General features: G+C 63.1%; 21 protein-coding genes. 14 read left to right on the top strand and 7 right to left on the bottom strand.

All coding sequences use genetic code 11. From position 1 onward, the window contains the following. Positions 1 to 48: 48 nt before the first annotated feature. On the bottom strand, positions 49 to 1,182 hold the full coding sequence (locus tag P3T16_RS15075; RefSeq protein WP_429342880.1) for an acyl-CoA dehydrogenase family protein: 1,134 nt from the start codon (positions 1,180 to 1,182) through the stop codon (positions 49 to 51). Between the two features lie 241 nt (positions 1,183 to 1,423). Between P3T16_RS15075 and P3T16_RS15080 the strand changes: the two genes are divergently transcribed. The 6 genes from P3T16_RS15080 (at position 1,424) to P3T16_RS15105 (ending at position 7,331) form a co-directional block, all read left to right on the top strand. Further along, positions 1,424 to 2,455 (top strand): AraC family transcriptional regulator, encoded by a 1,032-nt coding sequence (locus P3T16_RS15080; RefSeq protein ID WP_429342881.1) that lies wholly within the window; start codon positions 1,424 to 1,426, stop codon positions 2,453 to 2,455. A gap of 65 nt (positions 2,456 to 2,520) precedes the next feature. Then, positions 2,521 to 4,062, top strand: a complete 1,542-nt coding sequence (locus P3T16_RS15085) for an NfeD family protein (RefSeq protein WP_429342882.1) — start codon at positions 2,521 to 2,523, stop codon at positions 4,060 to 4,062. Beyond that, positions 4,059 to 4,832 (top strand): slipin family protein, encoded by a 774-nt coding sequence (locus P3T16_RS15090; protein WP_429255769.1) that lies wholly within the window; start codon positions 4,059 to 4,061, stop codon positions 4,830 to 4,832. Before P3T16_RS15085 ends, P3T16_RS15090 begins: the two co-directional genes overlap by 4 nt. A gap of 138 nt (positions 4,833 to 4,970) precedes the next feature. Next, on the top strand, positions 4,971 to 5,231 hold the full coding sequence (locus P3T16_RS15095) for a DUF4148 domain-containing protein (RefSeq protein WP_429342883.1): 261 nt from the start codon (positions 4,971 to 4,973) through the stop codon (positions 5,229 to 5,231). Between the two features lie 76 nt (positions 5,232 to 5,307). Beyond that, positions 5,308 to 5,829, top strand: coding sequence for a YaiI/YqxD family protein (locus P3T16_RS15100; protein ID WP_429342884.1), 522 nt, complete (start codon positions 5,308 to 5,310; stop codon positions 5,827 to 5,829). A gap of 200 nt (positions 5,830 to 6,029) precedes the next feature. Further along, complete coding sequence (locus P3T16_RS15105; protein ID WP_429342885.1) at positions 6,030 to 7,331, top strand: NCS2 family permease; 1,302 nt, start codon at positions 6,030 to 6,032, stop codon at positions 7,329 to 7,331. A 44-nt stretch (positions 7,332 to 7,375) separates the two neighbouring features. Here the strand turns inward: P3T16_RS15105 and P3T16_RS15110 are convergent, their stop codons facing one another. Beyond that, positions 7,376 to 7,666, bottom strand: coding sequence for a DUF1488 domain-containing protein (locus P3T16_RS15110; RefSeq protein WP_429255773.1), 291 nt, complete (start codon positions 7,664 to 7,666; stop codon positions 7,376 to 7,378). A gap of 393 nt (positions 7,667 to 8,059) precedes the next feature. Between P3T16_RS15110 and P3T16_RS15115 the strand changes: the two genes are divergently transcribed. Beyond that, positions 8,060 to 10,027 carry a sigma-54-dependent Fis family transcriptional regulator gene (locus P3T16_RS15115; protein ID WP_429342886.1) on the top strand — a complete coding sequence of 656 codons (1,968 nt, stop codon included), beginning with the start codon at positions 8,060 to 8,062 and terminating at the stop codon, positions 10,025 to 10,027. Positions 10,028 to 10,241: 214 nt separating this feature from the next. Beyond that, positions 10,242 to 10,550: a 2Fe-2S iron-sulfur cluster-binding protein gene (locus P3T16_RS15120; RefSeq protein WP_429342887.1), complete on the top strand. Its 309-nt coding sequence runs from the start codon at positions 10,242 to 10,244 to the stop codon at positions 10,548 to 10,550. An 8-nt stretch (positions 10,551 to 10,558) separates the two neighbouring features. Here P3T16_RS15120 and P3T16_RS15125 read toward each other — a convergent pair whose 3' ends face one another. Genes P3T16_RS15125 through P3T16_RS15140 form a run of 4 tightly spaced genes read right to left on the bottom strand, consistent with a single transcriptional unit; the run spans position 10,559 to position 12,761 of the window. Then, positions 10,559 to 10,753 (bottom strand): YqaE/Pmp3 family membrane protein, encoded by a 195-nt coding sequence (locus tag P3T16_RS15125; protein WP_429255776.1) that lies wholly within the window; start codon positions 10,751 to 10,753, stop codon positions 10,559 to 10,561. 47 nt (positions 10,754 to 10,800) lie between these two features. Beyond that, positions 10,801 to 10,992 carry a DUF1653 domain-containing protein gene (locus tag P3T16_RS15130; RefSeq protein ID WP_429255777.1) on the bottom strand — a complete coding sequence of 64 codons (192 nt, stop codon included), beginning with the start codon at positions 10,990 to 10,992 and terminating at the stop codon, positions 10,801 to 10,803. A gap of 50 nt (positions 10,993 to 11,042) precedes the next feature. Then, the gene (locus tag P3T16_RS15135; RefSeq protein ID WP_429255778.1) at positions 11,043 to 11,729 is read right to left on the bottom strand and encodes a helix-turn-helix transcriptional regulator; all 687 of its coding nucleotides are present in this window, start codon (positions 11,727 to 11,729) and stop codon (positions 11,043 to 11,045) included. Positions 11,730 to 11,783: 54 nt separating this feature from the next. Beyond that, complete coding sequence (locus tag P3T16_RS15140; protein WP_429342888.1) at positions 11,784 to 12,761, bottom strand: ornithine cyclodeaminase family protein; 978 nt, start codon at positions 12,759 to 12,761, stop codon at positions 11,784 to 11,786. A 203-nt stretch (positions 12,762 to 12,964) separates the two neighbouring features. Here P3T16_RS15140 and P3T16_RS15145 point away from each other — a divergent pair, with 203 nt between their 5' ends. From P3T16_RS15145 to infA, 5 genes are all read left to right on the top strand, one after another. Continuing rightward, positions 12,965 to 13,741, top strand: coding sequence for an ABC transporter substrate-binding protein (locus tag P3T16_RS15145; RefSeq protein ID WP_429342889.1), 777 nt, complete (start codon positions 12,965 to 12,967; stop codon positions 13,739 to 13,741). A 143-nt stretch (positions 13,742 to 13,884) separates the two neighbouring features. Then, complete coding sequence (locus P3T16_RS15150) at positions 13,885 to 15,126, top strand: NAD(P)/FAD-dependent oxidoreductase (protein ID WP_429342890.1); 1,242 nt, start codon at positions 13,885 to 13,887, stop codon at positions 15,124 to 15,126. Between the two features lie 170 nt (positions 15,127 to 15,296). Further along, entirely contained in the window at positions 15,297 to 15,515 is a 219-nt protein-coding gene (locus P3T16_RS15155) for a hypothetical protein (RefSeq protein ID WP_429255782.1), read from the top strand. 527 nt (positions 15,516 to 16,042) lie between these two features. Beyond that, on the top strand, positions 16,043 to 16,324 hold the full coding sequence (locus P3T16_RS15160) for a hypothetical protein (protein ID WP_429255783.1): 282 nt from the start codon (positions 16,043 to 16,045) through the stop codon (positions 16,322 to 16,324). A gap of 129 nt (positions 16,325 to 16,453) precedes the next feature. Continuing rightward, a complete protein-coding gene (gene infA, locus P3T16_RS15165) occupies positions 16,454 to 16,729 on the top strand; it encodes a translation initiation factor IF-1 (RefSeq protein WP_228883456.1) in 276 nt (91 codons plus the stop codon). 67 nt (positions 16,730 to 16,796) lie between these two features. On the opposite strand, the gene P3T16_RS15170 is transcribed toward infA, so the two are convergent. After that, entirely contained in the window at positions 16,797 to 17,537 is a 741-nt protein-coding gene (locus tag P3T16_RS15170) for a GntR family transcriptional regulator (protein ID WP_429342891.1), read from the bottom strand. A 306-nt stretch (positions 17,538 to 17,843) separates the two neighbouring features. Between P3T16_RS15170 and P3T16_RS15175 the strand changes: the two genes are divergently transcribed. Further along, positions 17,844 to 19,052: a cyanate transporter gene (locus P3T16_RS15175; RefSeq protein ID WP_429342892.1), complete on the top strand. Its 1,209-nt coding sequence runs from the start codon at positions 17,844 to 17,846 to the stop codon at positions 19,050 to 19,052. Positions 19,053 to 19,095: the final 43 nt, after the last annotated feature.

A 19,095-nucleotide genomic window follows, 5' to 3' on the forward strand; every position in this document is an offset into this window, starting at 1 on the left:
TCGTCTCCTGATTGGCGCGCAGGCGCTCTATGTCGGGTCATTCTGCACTTAAACGTGTCGCGCGATCACCATTCTTTGTACTTCGCTGGTTCCTTCGTAAATCTGGGTAATGCGGGCGTCCCGATAGTGGCGCTCGACCGCATAGTCTTCGAGGTAGCCGTAACCACCGTGAATCTGGATCGCCTTCGAGCACACCTCTTCGGCGAGTTCGGACGCGTAGAGTTTCGCCTGAGACGCTTCCGACAGACACGGCAGCCCTTCGCTGCGCAGCCGCGCAGCGTGATGCACGAGCAGGCGTGCGGCGTTCAGACGTGTCGCCATGTCGGCAAGCATGTTTGCGATGGTCTGATGGTCCTTCAGCGCCTTGCCGAACTGGATGCGCTCGTTCGCGTAGGCGCGCGCCGCGTCGAAGGCCGCGCGCGCGATACCGATTGCCTGCGCCGCAATGCCGATACGCCCGCCTTCCAGGTTCGACAGCGCGATCCGCAGGCCTTCTCCCGGTGCGCCCAGCAGATTCGCTTCAGGCACGGCGCAGTCGTCGAGCGAGATCGGGCACGTATCCGACGCGCGGATGCCGAGTTTGCTTTCCGGCTTGCCGACGTTGAAACCCGGCGTCCCAGTCGGCACGATAAAGGCCGAGAGTCCACGCTTGCCGCGATCCGGATCGGTGACGGCGAATACGATCGCAACATCGGCGCGCGAGCCATTCGTCACGAACTGCTTGCTGCCGTTAATGGTCCACTGGCCGTCGCTCAACATGGCGCGCGTGCGCAGGTTATTCGCCTCAGAGCCGGCCTGCGGTTCGGTCAGACAGAACGCGCCGATGCGTCGTCCGGTTGCGAGGTCGTGCAGATAACGGTCTTTCTGCGCGTCGGTGCCGAAGTTCAGGATCGGACCGCAGCCGACGGAGTTATGCACGCTCATCAGCGTCGCGCACGCCGCGCAGCCCGCGGCAATTTCTTCGAGCGCGAGCGCATAAGCCACATAATCGGTGTAGGAGCCGCCCCATTCGGCGGGCACGATCATGCCGAGAAAGCCGAGCTCGCCCATCTGCGTGACGACTTCCGGTGGCAGTGCGCCGACGCGGTCCCACTCGCCCGCATGCGGCGCGAGACTGTGGACCGCGAAGTCGCGTGCTGCATCGCGGATCATCCGTTGTTCGTCGGTGTAGAAATCGTGCATCGGATCCGCCTTGCGTGGTGCGCTAATGTTGCGTGTGTGTTGCATCCGGCGTATTCGATGCCCGGCCGTTTCGCTGTGCATGACGCGCCGCGAAGGGTTGGCCTGCACGGTGTCGTCTTGTTGCGCTGCAGCGGCGCAACGTGCGAACAACGCCATCCGCCGGGAAAAGTGTAGGTAGTCCGGCGCCCGGGTTCGATGCTCAGCCCGCTCAATCTCGGTGAGCGCATTTACCATAGTCAGAATGAAAAACGAAAAGGGCACCATCTCCGTCAGCCTCGTCGAAGAAACGCTCGCGCTGGCGCGCTCGCGCGGGCTCGACGTGCAACCTGTGATCGAAGCGGCCGGCATCGCGCCACAGGTGCTCGCGTCGCCAAAAAGCCGCGTGACGTCGGCGCAATACGGCGCGTTGTGGGCCGGCATCGCCCGCGCGCTCGACGATGAGTTCTTCGGCCAGGATTCGCATCCGATGAAAAGCGGCAGTTTCATCGCGATGACACAGGCAGCGCTGACGGCGCGCACCGGTGCGCACGCACTCGCGCGCGCCGTCGGCTTCATGCGGCTGGTGCTGGACGATCTCCACGTACGGATCGTGCCGGATGCCACGCGCGTACGACTCGAATTCACGCATCGTGAAGGCACACCGGCACCCACCATGTTCGCCTGTGCGACGTATTTCATCCTGGTCTACGGCCTCGTTTGCTGGCTTGTCGGGCGACGCATTCCGCTGCTACAGGCACGCTTTCGCTGCGCCGAACCACCGGCCGCGCACGAATACCGGCTGATGTTCTGCGACGACATGGCGTTCGATCAGGACGCATCCTTCGTCGATCTCGCACCGGATTTTCTGGACCTGCCGGTGGTACAGACCACACAATCGGTGAAGGCCTTCCTGCGCGATGCGCCCGGGAGCTTCGTCGTGAAGTACCGCAACCCCGGCTCGCTTGCGGCGCGCGTGCGCAGGCTGCTGCGTGCGCTGCCGATGTCCGCATGGCCCGGCTCCGACGAGATGGCGTTGCGCCTGCATGTTGCAGAAGCAACGATGCGGCGCCGGCTCCGGCAGGAAGGCTATACGTACCAGTCGATCAAGGACGACCTGCGGCGCGACATCGCAATCGGCGAACTGCAGGACACGGACCGCACGATCGCCGACATCGCGACGAGCGTGGGTTTTGCCGAACCCAGCGCGTTCTACCGCGCTTTTCGCAAATGGACGGGCATGCGTCCGACCGATTACCGCATCAGCTCGCTCACGCAGCCAGCGGTTCCGGACTAAGCTATAGGTATCAGGCCAGTCCTTTTGGGCCGGCGCTTGCCGACAAGGTGCGCCGGCTGTCCGCGATGAGAACGTACCCGCTTCTCCTGTTCCGGCAGTCTGGTCCGCACCGTCCATCGACCCGCGACGGCTTTGCGGCCCGGTGTTTCCGGTTTCTGCGCGATGCAGCCGCGTCGGGATTCCTGCTGGTTTTCGCGGCGTTACTTCAGCATTCGGCCTCATTTGCGGCCGCCGGAGCGGCACGCGTCGTCGTGATTCCAGTCAACGGGGCGATTGGCCCCGCCACCGCTGACTTTATCGTTCGCGGGCTCGCCCACGCTGCACAGGATCACGCGCAGCTCGCCGTGATCCAGCTCGACACCCCCGGCGGCCTCGATACGTCGATGCGGCAGATCATCAAGGCGATCCTGTCCTCGCCGGTACCCGTCGCTTCGTATATCGCACCTGGCGGCGCGCGGGCCGCGAGCGCCGGCACATACATCGTGTACGCAAGCCACATCGCGGCGATGGCGCCCGGCACCAATCTCGGCGCGGCAACGCCCGTTCAGCTCGGCCTCGGTAGCGCTGCGCCGCAACAACCAGGCACACCGCTCTCACCCCCTGCCTCCGGCGAAAAGAAAGCAGGTGCGCCTTCGGATGCAGCGTCCGCTTCGACCGCACTCGACGCGCAGTCAACCGAAATCCGCAAGCAGGTACACGATGCCGCCGCCTATATCCGCGGACTCGCGCAGCTACGCGGACGCAATCAGGACTGGGCCGAGCGTGCGGTGCGCGAAGCCGTCAGCCTGTCGGCACGTGAGGCGCTCGACCAGCATGTGGTCGATCTGAACGCGCGCGATGTACCCGACCTGCTGCGTCAACTCGACGGCCGCACCATCAACACCGCCACCGGCGACCAGCATCTCTCGACGACCGGCGCACCGATCGTGTCGCTCGAACCCGACTGGCGCAGCCATTTCCTTGCGGTCATCACCGACCCGAACGTCGCGCTGATCCTGATGATGATCGGCATGTACGGGCTCTTCTTCGAATTCGCCAACCCGGGTTTCGTGTTGCCGGGCGTCGCGGGCGCGATCAGTCTGCTCATCGGTCTCTTTGCGTTGCAGTTGCTGCCGGTGAACTTCGTCGGTCTCGGTTTGATCTTTCTGGGCATCGCATTCCTGATCGCAGAAGCCTTTCTGCCGACGTTCGGCACGCTCGGTTTCGGCGGGATCATCGCGTTCGTGATCGGCGCGCTGATGCTGATCGATACCGACGTGCCCGGCTATGGCGTGCCGATTCCACTGATCGCAGCGCTCACGATCTTCAGCGCGCTCTTTATCTTCGCGGTATCCAGCGTAGCGTTACGCGCGCGTCAAAGGCCAGTCGTTACGGGTTCGGAAGCGATGCTGGGCAGCATCGGCATCGTGCTGGACGAAGTCGTTGTGCCATCCAGTGGGGAATTCACGAATGAAGGCTGGGCGCGCGTACGCGGGGAGCGCTGGCGCGTGATGAGCGCGCAACCGCTGGCCGCCGGCCGCGAAGTACGCGTCACCGGCCGACGCGGCCTGCTGCTCACGGTCGTCCCGCTCGCCGGTAATCCATCACAACAGGGAGAACCCTCATGATCGGTTTCACCTTCGGCTTTGGCAGCATCCTGATTCTGCTGGTCGTCGTGCTGATTGCTTCATCGGTGCGCATTTTCCGCGAGTACGAACGCGGCGTCGTGTTCATGCTCGGGCGGTTCTGGAAGGTCAAGGGACCGGGACTCGTGCTGATCATCCCGATCGTGCAACAGGTGGTGCGCATGGATCTGCGCACAGTCGTGTTCGATGTGCCGCCGCAGGACGTCATCACGCGCGACAACGTGTCGGTGAAGGTCAACGCGGTGATCTATTTTCGCGTCGTCGATCCCGAACGCGCGGTGATTCAGGTCGCGCGCTTCTTCGAAGCTACGAGCCAGCTTTCGCAGACGACACTGCGCGCCGTACTCGGTAAGCACGAACTCGACGACCTGCTCGCCGAACGCGAACAACTTAACGCTGACATCCAGAAAGTCCTCGATGCGCAGACCGACGCGTGGGGCATCAAGGTGTCGAACGTCGAGATCAAGCATGTCGATATCAACGAAACGATGATCCGCGCGATCGCGCGGCAGGCGGAAGCCGAGCGCGAACGGCGCGCGAAGGTGATTCATGCGCAGGGCGAGCTGCAGGCGTCGGCGCATCTGCTGGAGGCCGCGCAGATGCTCGCGCGCCAGCCGCAGGCGATGCAGCTGCGTTACCTGCAGACGCTCACCACCATCGCCGCCGACAAGAACTCGACGATCGTTTTCCCGCTGCCGATCGACCTGCTAAGCGCGGTGATCGACAGGATGAACAAGCCTTCAAACGCCTGAAATGAAAGCGTTATGAAGGCAATCGGACCGTGCTTTCACATCGGCGCGCGCAACAATCAATTGCTGAATGCTGCCTTACCGCTCGCTTGACCTCCCACTAGAATTCGAGGGTTATCCCTTATAAATACAACCGCTACCATGAACCTCATCTCCCGTATCGCAGCCGGCGCCCTGCTCGGTGCGTTGCTCGCGCCTTCCGTATTCGCGCAGACCGCCGCACAGACTTACGATCCTTCGGCACCGAAAACCCGCGCCGAAGTGAAAGCCGATCTCAAGGCCTGGCGCGCGGCTGGCTACGATCCGCTCGACTGGATCAACTATCCAGCGAACGCTCAACGGGCTGGCAGCATCGTTGCCGCGCAGCGCGCGCAGGCAATGCCGGCCACCACGCAGCAATAAACCACGCCACGTAGCATCGGTCGCGCTATCCTGAGTCGGGTATCATCACGCCCCTTCGACTCCGAAAGCCGACACGATGCAAATCTGGGTAGACGCGGACGCCTGTCCGGTCGTCATCAAGGACATGCTGTTCCGCGCCGCGCGGCGCGTCGGTGTGACCGTCACGCTGGTCGCGAACCAGTTCCTGCGCGTCCCGCCTTCCCCGTTGATCCGCACGATCCAGGTGCCAGCCGGCTTCGATGCAGCCGATGATCTGATCGCCGAACGCGTCGTCGCGGGCGACCTCGTCATCACCGCGGATATCCCGCTCGCCGCCGCTGTGCTGCAGAAAAACGCGCACGCGCTGGATCCGCGCGGCAACTGGTACAGCCCCGGCACCATCGAAGAACGTCTGCGCATGCGCGCGATGCTCGACCAGTTGCGCAGCAGCGGCGTCGATACCGGCGGTCCGTCCGCATTCAGCGCACGCGATACGAAGACCTTTGCCGGCGAACTCGACCGCTGGCTTGCGCGTCACGCGCCTCGCGCTGTTCCTTTGCCCGCTACATCTCCGGAAGTTTCCACACCGAAGGATCCGCCGGACGCGCACGACGGATGAGGCCCGTCAACCGGTGTTGCAACGTCTCCACGGCGTGCGCGACGATCCGGTACTTCGTGATCAATCGTGTTTACAATCCGCCCGTGGCCCCACGGTAGCGGCTGATCGGCCTTCTTTTGCCCTTCATCTGCTATTACGTCACAGCGACGCCGGCCCGTCATCACAAGAAAACCATCAGGAAACAACGAGGGACGCGACTCATGAACTCGGCAAACCGCTATTTCGGCTTCGACGAAGCCGGCACCAATCTGCGCACGGAAGTGCTGGCAGGCGTGACCACCTTCCTCACGATGGCCTATATCATCTTCGTGAATCCGGCGATTCTCGGCGATGCAGGCATGCCGAAAGATGCAGTGTTCGTCGCGACGTGTCTGGTCGCCGCGCTCGCCACGCTGATCATGGGGCTGTACGCGAACTATCCGATCGCCTGCGCACCGGGCATGGGACTCAACGCGTATTTCGCGTACACGGTTGTGAAGGGCATGGGTTTTACATGGCAGGCCGCGCTTGGCGCGGTGTTCATCTCCGGATGCCTGTTCATGATCGTCACGCTGTTCCGCGTGCGTGAGGTCATCGTGAACGGCATTCCACATTCGATCCGTATTGCAATCACAGGCGGCATTGGCCTCTTTCTCGCAATCATTTCGCTGAAGTCGGCCGGTGTGGTGGTCGGCAATCCTGCAACGCTCGTCACGCTCGGCAATCTGCATGAACCGCATGTGATTCTCGCGATCATCGGCTTTTTCACGATCGTGACGCTCGACTTTCTGCGCGTGCGCGGTGCGATCCTGATCGGTATCGTCGGCGTGACGGTGCTCAGCTTTTTCTTTGGCGGCAATCACTTCAACGGCATCGTGTCGGTGCCGCCGTCGATCGACCTGACGCTCTTTCACCTCGATATCCGCGCTGCGCTCTCGGGCGGCGTACTCAATGTGATCCTCGTGTTCTTCCTCGTCGAACTGTTCGACGCAACCGGTACGTTGATGGGCGTCGCGAACCGCGCGGGGCTGCTGGTCAAAGGCAAGATGCATCGTCTGAACAGGGCGCTGCTCGCCGATAGCACGGCGATTCTCGCGGGCTCGCTGCTGGGCACGTCATCGACTACGGCGTATATCGAAAGCGCGTCCGGCGTGCAGGCAGGTGGCCGCACGGGCGTGACGGCGATTACCGTCGGCGTGCTGTTTCTTGCGGCACTGTTTTTCGCGCCGCTCGCGGGTGTCGTGCCGGGCTACGCGACTGCGCCCGCGCTGCTCTACGTTTCGTGCCTGATGCTGCGCGAAATGGCCGACCTGCCGTGGGACGACGCCACCGAAGTCGTGCCGGCGGCATTGACCGCACTGCTGATGCCGTTTACCTACTCGATCGCGAACGGCGTTGCGTTCGGCTTTATCTCGTACGCGGGCCTGAAGCTGCTGACTGGACAGGCGCGCGAGGTGAAGCTCGTCGTCTGGATCATCGCGGCCGTGTTCCTGTTCCGCTACTTCTATCTCGGCGCGGAATAAGCCACCTTGTCCCGACCGGCTGGTCGCCCGATCGCGACCTCAGTTCAGGTGCGCCAGTTCGCCTCGTAAAAGCGCACGTAACCGCTGCGCAGCACGACGCACTGGGCGCGCGTCTCCGACAGCAGCCGCCGGGTCGCGGCTTCGATACGTTCACGATGCGTGGAGAATGCACCGACCATATCTTCGATGCGCGTCGACGCAGCCCCGTAGTGATCTTCGAGCGTTTCGGCGGTAATCATGCACTCCACCCTCTCCCCATCGACCATTGCCGGGAATGCCAGGGTAAGTTCTTGTCCCGAGTATTCAGGGGTTTCGTTCAGGAAAATGATCTGCATGGGAATCGCCTTTCGGGTGACGAACAATCAATGGGGGCCACACATGTCTGCTAAAAGCGCCTCCTGACCGGGTTGCATGCGTGGATGACAGCCGTACGATCACGGAACGTGACACGCCGCGCGGCTGATTTTATTCACTGTAGACGACTTCTGCCGGGCTGCAAGTTTTCCCTGCTCCGCACACCGCTGTGGTGCATCTTGCCGATCGGCTCCGACCCAGGCCCGTCGTGGGCTTCGCGAAAATACCCCGTTTTCCCCGCATGTCGCGACTGGAATGCATCTTGTATGATGGGGATCTCATCCGCTGTCATGCTGCGGTGCGCCATGACAGCCGCGGCGACCGGCGAGGCTACGTACCTCCTTAGCGCATGCGAGACGAACCGGAGACACGCAGTGACGCAACGTTTTTCGACGACGCCCGTAACGGCTCTGCCGGACGTGATCGCAACGGCGCACGCGCGCTCGTTAGGCGTGGGCCTGCGCGAATCGGAGACGCCCGATTTCCATCCGTTGCATCGCCCCGCGTTGCGCGAACTCGTCGAACGCAATCATTCGCTGTACACGCACGCGTTGCCCGTGATGCAGACGCTACACACGCAGATCGTCAATACGGAGAGCATGGTGCTGCTCACCGATAGCGACGGCGTCATCCTGCACAGTTTCGGCGACAGCGATTTCATCGAGAAAGCGAATCGCGTTGCGCTGTGCGCGGGTGTCTCATGGGCCGAATCGGAGCGCGGCACGAATGCCATCGGCACGGCGCTGGTCGACGGCCAGCCGACGGTCGTTCATGCCGGCGAACATTTTCTCCACGCCAATCACATCCTCACCTGCTCGTGCGCGCCGATCGCCGATCCGTTCGGGCGCATAATCGGCGCGCTCGATGTGAGCGGCGATACGCGCGGCTTTCATAAGCACACGCTGGCGCTCGTGCGCATGTCCGCACAGATGATCGAAAATCATCTGTTCACGAACCAGTTTGCGGACGCCATCCGCATTCACTTCCATGCTCACGCCGAATTCATCGGCACGCTGTTCGAAGGACTCGCCGCGTTTGGGCCGGATGGCCGGTTTCTGTCAGCGAATCGCAGCGCGCTGTTCCAGTTCGGACGTCCGCTCGCGACGCTGCAAGCGCAGACGTTTCCCGAGCTGTTCGGCATGGCGTTGCCGGCGCTTCTGCAACACACGACGTACAAGCCTGGCGAATGCGTGACGCTGACGTTGCCGAGCGGCGTGCGGGTCGTCGCGCGTAGTGAATATGCAGCGGGCGCACGACCCGTGTTCCGCTCTTCGTCCGATGACGGTTTCGACGGTGGCGCGCGACCCGCGCGGTCGACACGTTCAGCGCCCTCTCCGTCGCATGACGTCACCTTCGCGACGCTCGATACCGGCGATGCGCAGATGTCGGCGGTACTTCGGCGCGTCGAAAAAGTGCGCGGCCGGGACATCCCGATTCTGGTGCTCGGGCATACGGGCACCGGCAAGGAGTGGCTTGCGCGAGCTATTCACAACGACTCGCCGCGTCGCGACGCGCCGTTCGTCGCGGTGAACTGCGCGTCACTTCCCGACACGCTGATCGAAGCCGAGCTGTTCGGCTATGAAGATGGCGCGTTCACAGGCGCGAAGAAGCGCGGCAGCGCCGGAAAGATTGTGCAGGCCGACGGCGGCACGCTGTTTCTCGACGAAATCGGCGACATGCCGCTCGCCCAGCAGGTCCGGCTGATGCGCGTCCTGCAGGAGCGGACCGTGGTACCGCTCGGCGGGACACGCGCGATTCCGGTCGACCTGCGCGTTATCTGCGCGACGCATCGCAACCTCCGCGCGATGATCGAAGCGGGCACGTTCCGCGACGATCTGTACTACCGGATCAACGGGCTGGTCGTAACCTTGCCCGCGCTTGGGGAACGGTCCGATCTCGCCGCGCTGATTGCGCGGATGCTCGAACTCCAGCGTGACAGCGACGCCGCCGTTCCTGCGCGCGTCTCGGATGCCGTTCTCGGACGCCTCGAGCGTTGCCGCTGGCCGGGGAATCTGCGGCAAATGGCGAACGTTTTGCGTACAGCGGCCATCATGGCTGAAGGCGAGGAAGAGATCGGGCTCGAGCATCTGCCGGACGATTTTCTGCAGGACTGCGACGCCGCGCCGAACGAAAGGCGTATATCACCGTCGACCCGGGCGGTTCAGCCCATGAACGTTGAAAGCGTCGAGAACGTGGCATCCGGGAAGATGCAGGACTGGCAGGCCGCGTTGATCGAACAGACGCTCGCGCGCCATTCCGGCAACGTGTCTGCGACGGCGCGTGAACTCGGACTCGCACGAAACACGGTCTACCGGTATCTGCGGCAGCGGCGCGCGCAGTGAGGGCGGCCACGCCGCGATGTGTCTTCGAGTGATGCAGCCCGTCGGGTTAAGCTAAGCTTCTGCGTTTGTGCTTTCCGCGTGATTGCGAGCGAACCCATCATGGCCTGCCGACACCATTTCGAATGCGATTTGAGCGATGACGTTCGCAGGAAAGCGTACGTTGTTTTGTCCGGTGCTTTGGCATGGCAACAGATGACTTCGCGCGGGCCAGGCCGTGTCTGAGCCCACGCAACCGTTCTTCGTTCGCGTCGAACCGCTCGGACAGACGTTCGAAGCGCCCGACTCGCTGACGGTTCTGGAAGCTGCCGGCTTCGCCGGTTTACGGCTACCGAGATCGTGCCGCAACGGCACGTGCAGGACCTGCATGTGCCAGATGAAGGAAGGCCACGTGCGATACACGATCGAGTGGCCTGGACTCACCAGGGAGGAAAAGGCCGAAGGTCTGATCCTGCCCTGCGTGGCAATCGCGACGTCGGATCTGGTGATCGAGGTGCCGGGGGCCATCGAACTCCAGAAATCCTGAGGTTCACCTCACATCCGCGAACCCAGCGCCCGCTCGATCTTGCGATCGGTTTTGTACTGGCTGAGCGCATACACCGACCAGATTGCAGCCGGAATCCAGCCAATCAGCGTGACCTGCAGGATCAGACAGACGATCCCGGCAAACGGACGCCCAATCGTGAAAAACTGGAACCACGGCAAGATGATGGCGAGCAATAAACGCATATCTGTTTTCTCTTCCGACAAGGCGCGCGCATTCGGCGCGCAGGTAATCAATCGATCGGCGTAAACCGCGACACGGTTATGCCGTCGTGTTCGACAGGCTCGAAAAATACCGAGGCCGGACGGGTCCAGATCGTACCATTCGCCGCGCGGTAGACGATCATCGTGACGCCCGGGTCCGACTCCAGCGTCGCCTCGCAGACCAGTTCGTAAATACCACCCTTGTAATGCCGGTATCGCACCGAGTCACTCCTTTTCAACGTGATGCACGCGCTGAGGCTGCCCGCGACGTTCAACTTGCGCTTTCTTTCATCTGCTTCAGATGCTTGTAGACCGTCGCGCGCCCCATGCCGAGCACGGCAGCCACATAGTTCGCCGAACTCTTGCCGCGGAACGCGCCCTCGGCATACAGCGCTTCAACCAGTTCGCGCCGGTGATCGCGTGTCAGTGAATTCAGACCAATCTGCCGTTCACGCAACCAGCCGTGCAGAAACGTGTTGATGCGGTCCTGCCAGTCGTCGCGAAAGAGTTCGTCCGGCTGCGCGACGATGCCCGCTCCCTTGATGAACAGGTCGAGCGTTGAACGGACGTCCTCGAACACCGCGATATTGAAGTTGATGCACATCATGCCCGCGGGTTTGCCCTCGTCGTCGAACAGGACGTTGCTCACGCAACGCATGCGGCGACCGTCCCAGTTCAGTTTTTCGTACGGGCCGATCACGCGTTCGCGCACCGAATGATCGATTTCTTCGAGCGCCGAGTCGTCGCCGATTTCGCGCTTCGACAGATTATTCGCGAGATACAGCACGGTCTGGTCGCGCAGATCGTGGATCACCACTTCGGCGTAGGGGAAAAAGAGCGTCGCAATGCTGTCCGCGAGCGGTGCATAGCGGGTAAGCAGCAGGTCTTTGACGGGAGACGACTTTTTCTTGCGCATGGGTTCTGTAAGCACGTGGGCGGATTCGGGGCGCACTGCCATTCTTCGGCAGTGCTGGCAGGCGCGGAGGAATCGTCGCCACCCGGACGGTTTCTGTCAAGCTTCTTCACGCGGCGGCATTTGCAGGTGCCGCAGCAACCCGTACGCGATCGCGACATCCTCCAGCCCAAGGCCGATCGAGCGGAAAAAAACGTGCTTCCTGTACGACGGTTTTTTGCACGTGCCGCAGACCAGTTCCGGCAGATCGCCCGCCACGCTTTCCGCGGACCATCCACGCCGCTCAGCCGCCAGCTTCATTTCACCCGCGCTGCCGGGCGTCGTGCGCCGGTAGTCGCAATAGACATCCATATCCGGCAGCCACGCAGGTGGGATCTCGTGCGCGTTCGCGACGTTCGTGCTGATCGACGTGATCAACGCGGGCTTTGTCAGCGCGCCGTCGGGCAGCACCGGCGTCCCCGACGACGTGCACAGCATCACGACATCCGCATCGCGCACGCAGTCTTCGACACTCGCGCTGAACGTCGCACGCGCGTCGATTCCGGCGATAGCAGCCTGTTTCGCTGTGTCGCGCTGCAGGTCCAGCGAAAACACCCGAATCGACTCCCACGGCCGCAACGGCGCGACGTGCCGCAGGTGCGCCTGCGCGACCGCGCCGGAACCGATGATCGCGAGATGTCGCGCATCAGCGCCGGCGAGATGCTCGACGGCGAGCGCCGTCGTCCCGGCGGTGCGTTCGGTGGTCAGCAGGCCAGCGTCGCACCACATCAGCGGTTGCCCGGTTTCCATCGACATCAGTGCAGTCCACGCCGTCACGATCGGCCGGCCGCCGGTCACGATATACGGCGACAGCTTCGCACCGAACACCTTCGCCTCGGCCATCGCGCCAAGGTATGTGATGAAGTCGCCAGCGCCAGCGGGAAAAAGCGTGAGCGTCTGCGGCGGCTGCGCGGCGTTTTCATGGCCCAGTGCGCGAAACATGGCTGCCAGCGCGCCCCGTACGTCCAGCGCCGGCAATGCGCGCCGCACGGTTTCTTCGTCGACGATCAGAGGACCTGCCGGTTCATTCCTGCTCATATGCGTATTTCTCCAGATCGGGCGCGCCTGCGAAATGCAGGTTGCACGGTTTAAATTGTAGACATAGAGTCTACTCTAGACTATTTAAACCAGATTTGCTCGTATTCCCTATAGTCTACGATAGACATTTAGTCTATATTTGATCCACGTCATTTGTCGTTTCCGCTCTCTCACGCAGTTCCAACCCACGCCAGGAACCGTTCATGAAACTCAAGCTTTCTGTCTGCCTCGCCGCCGCTCTCGTCAGTCTCGCTAGCACCGTCCACGCTGCTGATACGTTGCGTTTCGGCGTTGAAGCTGCCTATCCTCCGTTCGAAAGCAAAAGCCCGTCGGGCGAGCTGCAGGGCTTCGACATCGATGTCGGCAATGCCGTCTGCAAGAAGATGAATGTGAAGTGCGTGTGGGTCGAAAATTCGTTCGACGGCCTGATTCCTGCCCTGCAGGCGCGCAAATTCGACGTGATCAACTCGGCGATGAACATCACCGGCAAGCGCAAGCAGAGCATCGATTTCACGCCGCCCGTCTATATCGTGCCGATCGTGATGGTGGCGAAGCGTGATTCGAAACTGCTGCCCGACGCGAAGAGCCTGCAGGGCAAGCGGGTGGGCGTGTTGCAGGGTTCGTCGCAGGAAGATTTCCTGAAGGCGCACTGGGCGACCGCCGGCGTTTCAATCGTCTCGTATCAGGACCAGGACCAGGTGTATGCGGATCTCGTCGCGGGCCGGCTGGACGCATGCGTACAGGAAGCCCAGACCGTGCAGGACGGCTTTCTCGGCAAGCCCGAGGCCCGCGACTACGCGATTCTCGGCGCACCGCTGAGCGATCCCGCGACGCTCGGTGAAGGCACGGGTCTTGGTCTGCGCAAGGGCGATCAGGCGCTGAAGACGAAGGTCGTCGCCGCACTGGATTCGCTGAAAAAAGACGGCACGCTGAGCGCGCTCTCGCAGAAGTACTTCAAGCGCGACATCATTGCGAAATAAGCCGCTCCTGATTTAGAGTCGACTGCTTCGAGCCGCGTTGGTGCGGCTCGAATCCGGGTTATGCAGTGTGTGCGCGCACGCGCGTACATGCGCATCGCGCCCGTTACTCAGGCATTGAAGCACTCAAGCGGAAAAGCGGGTCTATGGATTTCGACGTCATCGTACTGGGTGCCGGCATTGTCGGCGTGTCTTCCGCACTCCATCTGCAGGATCGCGGGCGGCGTGTCGCACTGGTCGACCGGCGCGGCCCCGGCGAGGAAACCAGCTTCGGCAACGCCGGGCTGATCGAGCGGTCGTCGATCGTGCCGTATGGTTTTCCGCGACGCTTCGGCACGTTGCTGCGCTACGCGCGCAACGCGTCGACCGATCTCTATTGGGACTACAAGGCGATTCCGTCGTACGCGTCGTGGCTGGCGCGATTCTGGTGGGAGTCGTCGCCGGAACGGCTGGCTGGCGCCGCGCGCGACATGCTGCCGCTGATCCAGCGCTGCGTGACGGAACACGATGCGCTGATCGCGCGCGCGGATCTCGGCGCGCTCGTACACGACGGCGGCTGGATCGAGGCATTTCGCACTCAGGCGGCATTCGACGACGAGGCGCCCGCGGCCGAAGTCTCTGCCCGCGAAAGCGGTCTTCGCGTAGTTCCGCTCGACGCAGCCGCGCTGCGCGCGCGCGAACCCGGTCTCGCGGAAGGTTTTTGTGGCGCACTCCACTGGCTGGACCCGAAGAGCGTCGCTAATCCCGGCGCGCTGACGAAAGGCTATGCACGCCTCTTCGAAGCGGGCGGCGGCACGCTGCTGACCGGCGACGCAACCACCCTGCTCGCCGAAGACGACGCGTGGACCGTACAGACGACAGCCGGCAGGATCAGCGCAAAAGAAGTCGTCGTCGCGCTCGGCCCCTGGTCGGATACGGTGTTCGGCCCACTCGGCTACCGTATTCCGCTGCGCACGAAGCGTGGCTATCACATGCACTACGAGCCGGCACGGCAGATCCTGTCGGTGCCGGTCGTCGATACCGAAAAAGGCTATGTGATCGCGCCGATGCAAGGCCGGTTGCGGCTCACGACGGGCGTCGAAATCGCCCGACGCGGCGCCCCGCCGACGAGCGTCCAGCTCGAACGCGCGGAACGCATCGCGAAGCCCGTGTTTGGCCTCGGTGCACGCGCGGATGCAGCGCCCTGGCTCGGCATGCGGCCGTGCACGCCGGACATGCGGCCTGTTATCGGCCCCGCGTCGCGCCATCGCGGCCTGTGGTTCGCGTTCGGCCACAACCATCATGGGTTGACGCTCGGGCCGGTTACCGGCCGCCTCCTCGCGGAAATGATGACCGGCATGACGCCTTTCACCGATCCGCGGCCGTACCGGGCAGAACGGTTCAGGTGAGGTGAGGTGAGCCAGTGCCGGAGTCCTGGATAATCCGCTCCGCCCGCACCGCCCGCACCGCCCGCGCGACTCACGTCTCGCGTACATCACCCGCGCCCGACGATTTTTGTCCGGTTGGCGGCGCACTATTGGCGTGTGATAAGTGCGTATCCATTTTCCGGAGCGACACGATGGCCACGCTAGAAGCGTTTCGTGCCGTGCTCGACGATACAGGCACGCCCGAGATCATCCGCAATCACATCATCGATTCGCTGCAGTACGCGCTGCGCAATCATGGACAGATTTTCACTGCGAAAGAAGTCGAGTGGCTCGCCGCATGGGACGACGCGCGCATTCCGCTCGCCGCATCCCGCGAGCTGAAAAAACGCGAGCCGGCAAAAATGAACTGAAGCGGTTTTCCCGCGCGCCGCCTGCGCTGCACGCGGCGCCCGTCAACATCTGGAGATCGCGCTTCCGAACGATCGCGCGAAGGCCTGCAGTAGAATGTCTTTCCGCCGCAACCCGCCGGCGCGGAAAACTTTTTGCTATCCAATCGTTCTCATTTAGTGCATCATATTGGAATAGCTGTACCCTGAATCTGCAGTACAGGCAGTATCGATCGGCACCAACCGGCGTCTCCGCAATACCCCCGACAGTTCGACCGCCTCCCGTAGGCGATCCCGTCACTCCGGCAATGCGCTGCGCGCATTCGCTGTCGCGAGTTGTGCATTTTCATGCGCCCAGTGCCCACGCGGCATCGGCGTGTTTCTTCTCCATCGAATCCGCGAATCGACGCGGTTGAGCGCAAGTCTCGTTGAAGCGGGCTGGCGCCATTCTTTTTTCGTGCGGCGCGCCGTATGGCTGCGCCGCCAGGCTGGCCGTTCCCGTGCGTCACGCGCTGGACATGCTGGCCACGTATTACAGGACATATAGTTTTATGACTCAAGCTGTCAGAACCTACAAGGGCTACGAAATTCACCCGCTCGTGTACCCGCGCCGTCATTCCGATGAGCAGACGCGACGCAACCCCGACGCCGGCTACGAAGCGTCGGTGCGCATCTGCCGCGTGGGCGCGAACCCGTCGGCCGATGGCCGCGTGTTCCGTCTGCCGCATCTGTGGCCGTTCGAAGGCACGGGCAAGGCGCGTCTCGCGTGCATGGCGCACGCCGAGCAACTGATCGACGGCCGTGTGGATGGCCAGTCGGTCGCCGATCTTTGAGCGGCATCGTTTCGATCGGCGCTGTTTCAAATCGTTTTACAGGCGCGCCACGGCGCTGCCTTTTACCGCACCACACGCTTCGCCGGCATCCGGTCGAAGCGACCCAAACTCATTGACCAGGAGCTATGCATGGCGAAAGAAGAACTGCTTGAACTGGACGGTATCGTCGACGAAGTACTTCCGGATAGCCGTTACCGCGTGACGCTCGACAATGGCGTCGTGGTAGGCGCATATGCGTCCGGACGCATGCGCAAGAATCACATCCGCATTCTCGCGGGCGACCGCGTGACGCTTGAACTGTCGGTCTACGACCTGACGAAGGGCCGTATCAACTTCCGCCACAAGGACGAACGTGCTGGCGGCGGTGGCGGCGGCGCACGCAGCTCGCAATTCCGTCGGCGCTAAGCCGACCGTAGCGGCCGGATTGACATAGCCGCTGCACTATCGTTCGTGGGTCCGTCGGGCGCGTCTTCTATTCGCTGAACAGTGCGCCAAGACCGCTGCCGGATTGCAGGCGGACCTGCTGAACGACACGCTCCTCGAGTTCTTCGAGGTGAACGCGCATCACGTCCAGCGCGGCGTGCAGGTTACCTGCATCGAGCGCTTCGATGATCTGCGCGTGCTCGTCCGCGGAACAGGTCGATCCCTTCGACGGATCGTACAGCGCCTTATACAGCTCGGTCTTCCCGACCAGTTGCACCACCAGCCCCAGCAATTCCGTGCCACCGGCCAGTTCGGTCAGAAGCACGTGAAACTGCCCCGCAAGGCGCACTGCGTCATCGATACGGCCAGCCTGCTGCGCCGCCTCTTCCTGACGCACATGCGCGCTCAACCGGCGCTTCTGCTGCGACGACAACGCCCCGCATAACGCGGCGACGATCCCCGCCTCCACAATCTGCCTTGCGCGATACACCTGCCGGATGTCCTCTTCGGACGGCGCAGGGACGAACGCGCCGCGATGCGCTTCCAGCACCAGCTTCCCCTCGAAACCGAGCCGCGTCAGGACCTTGCGCAACGCGCCGCGCGTGCAGCCGAACGCCGCCGCCAGATCGCGTTCGACAAGTTGCGCGCCCGGTCGCAGCTTGCCCTGCAGCAACGCGGAAGTGATCGATGCGTAAATGCGCTCCTCGACGGTAATCGACGCGTTCGCGGACCCGGCAGCGGGCGGCGCGTCTTCGGCGATCGAGGATGAATGTCGGGCGTGTGAGGTCATGAACGGGTGATGAAAACGGGCTGTGTTGCGATGTCGAGCGGCATTGTAGCGAGACGGTCCGGTAACGGCCAGGGATCCGCCAACGCGCAACGCCGGCAATACCGGGCATAGCCGTCTGGTTAACCATTTTATGCCAGAATGGTTAACCATAACGAGGTAGAAATGCGCTCGTGCAGGCTGCACAACCTGCAGCGGCTTCAGCGCTTCCGTCTTCATCCCCGTTCGACGAAGGTCTCCATGAGTCAAAATTCCAGCTCCGCCCACCCTTGCGCGGACGCGTCCGGCACCTCACATGCAACGCGCGCCATGACATGGCATGACGGCGTGTGGCTGTGCGCAATCGTCGTTGTCGGCATCAACCTGCGTCCGCTCCTGACGTCGCTCAGCCCGCTGATGGCGACGATCCGCGAGGCGACCGGTCTCAGCTTCTACGGCGCGTCACTGTTGACAAGTCTGCCGGTCGTTGCGATGGGGCTCGGCGCGTTCGGCGCGGGTGCGCTCACGCGGACGGTCGGCGAAACGCGCGGCGTGGCACTCGGTCTTCTGGCGATTGCGCTCGCGTGCGCCGCGCGCTGGCCGGCCGACAGCGGCGCCACCCTGCTATTTACGGCGGCGCTGGCGGGCATTGGCGTCGCGTCGATCCAGACGCTACTGCCTGGCCTGATCAAACAGCGTTTCGGTGCGCGCGTGCCGCTGGCGATGGGCATGTTCTCGGCGTCGATCATGGGCGGCGGCGGTCTCGGCGCAGGGCTGAGTCCGTGGATCGCGCAGCTTGCCGATTCGTGGCACGCGGCGCTCGCTGTCTGGGCCGTGCCGGCACTTGCCGCGCTCATTTACTGGCTTCGTTTGAACCGTCGCGCGACGCGCGCTTCGCCGGCTGCGAGCGTCCCGCCCACGCAACAGGCACCCGCCATCAACCTCTGGCGCAACCGCCGCGCCTGGGCGCTTGGACTGCACTTCGGGCTCGTCAACGGCGGCTATACGAGCCTTGTCGCCTGGTTGCCCGCGTATTACCAGCAGCATGGCGCCGACGTTGCCACGAGCGGCTCGCTGCTCGCCGGCATGACCGTGTTTCAGGCCGCCGCCGCATTATTGCTGCCACTCGCCGCCGCGCCATTTCGCGACCGGCGTCCGTGGCTTGTCGCAGGTCTTGGTGCGCAGCTGGCGGGCATCGTCGGGCTGATCGCATGGCCGGAGTCGGCGCCGGTGCTGTGGGTCGCGCTTGCAGGCGCGGGCCTCGGCGGCACGTTCTCCGTCACGCTGGTTACGACGCTCGACCACTCCGCCGACCATCGGCTCGCCGCCCGGCTTGTCGCGTTCGTACAGGGTGCCGGTTTTGTCGTCGCGGCGGCAGCGCCCATGCTGGCGGGCTTCGTGCGCGACCTGACCGGCACCTTTACCGCCGCGTGGATCATGCTCGCAGTGAACATCTCCGCGATGATTGCACTGACGTTTGCTTTTTCTCCGCATAGCTACGGGCGAGCGCTGGATACCGCACGGAAGCCCTTCGCATAAATGCGCCAAAAGATTCGCCACATGATTCGCCAATAACATCTTA

Source organism: Paraburkholderia sp. GAS42, from assembly GCF_050436565.1.
Lineage (GTDB): Bacteria > Pseudomonadota > Gammaproteobacteria > Burkholderiales > Burkholderiaceae > Paraburkholderia.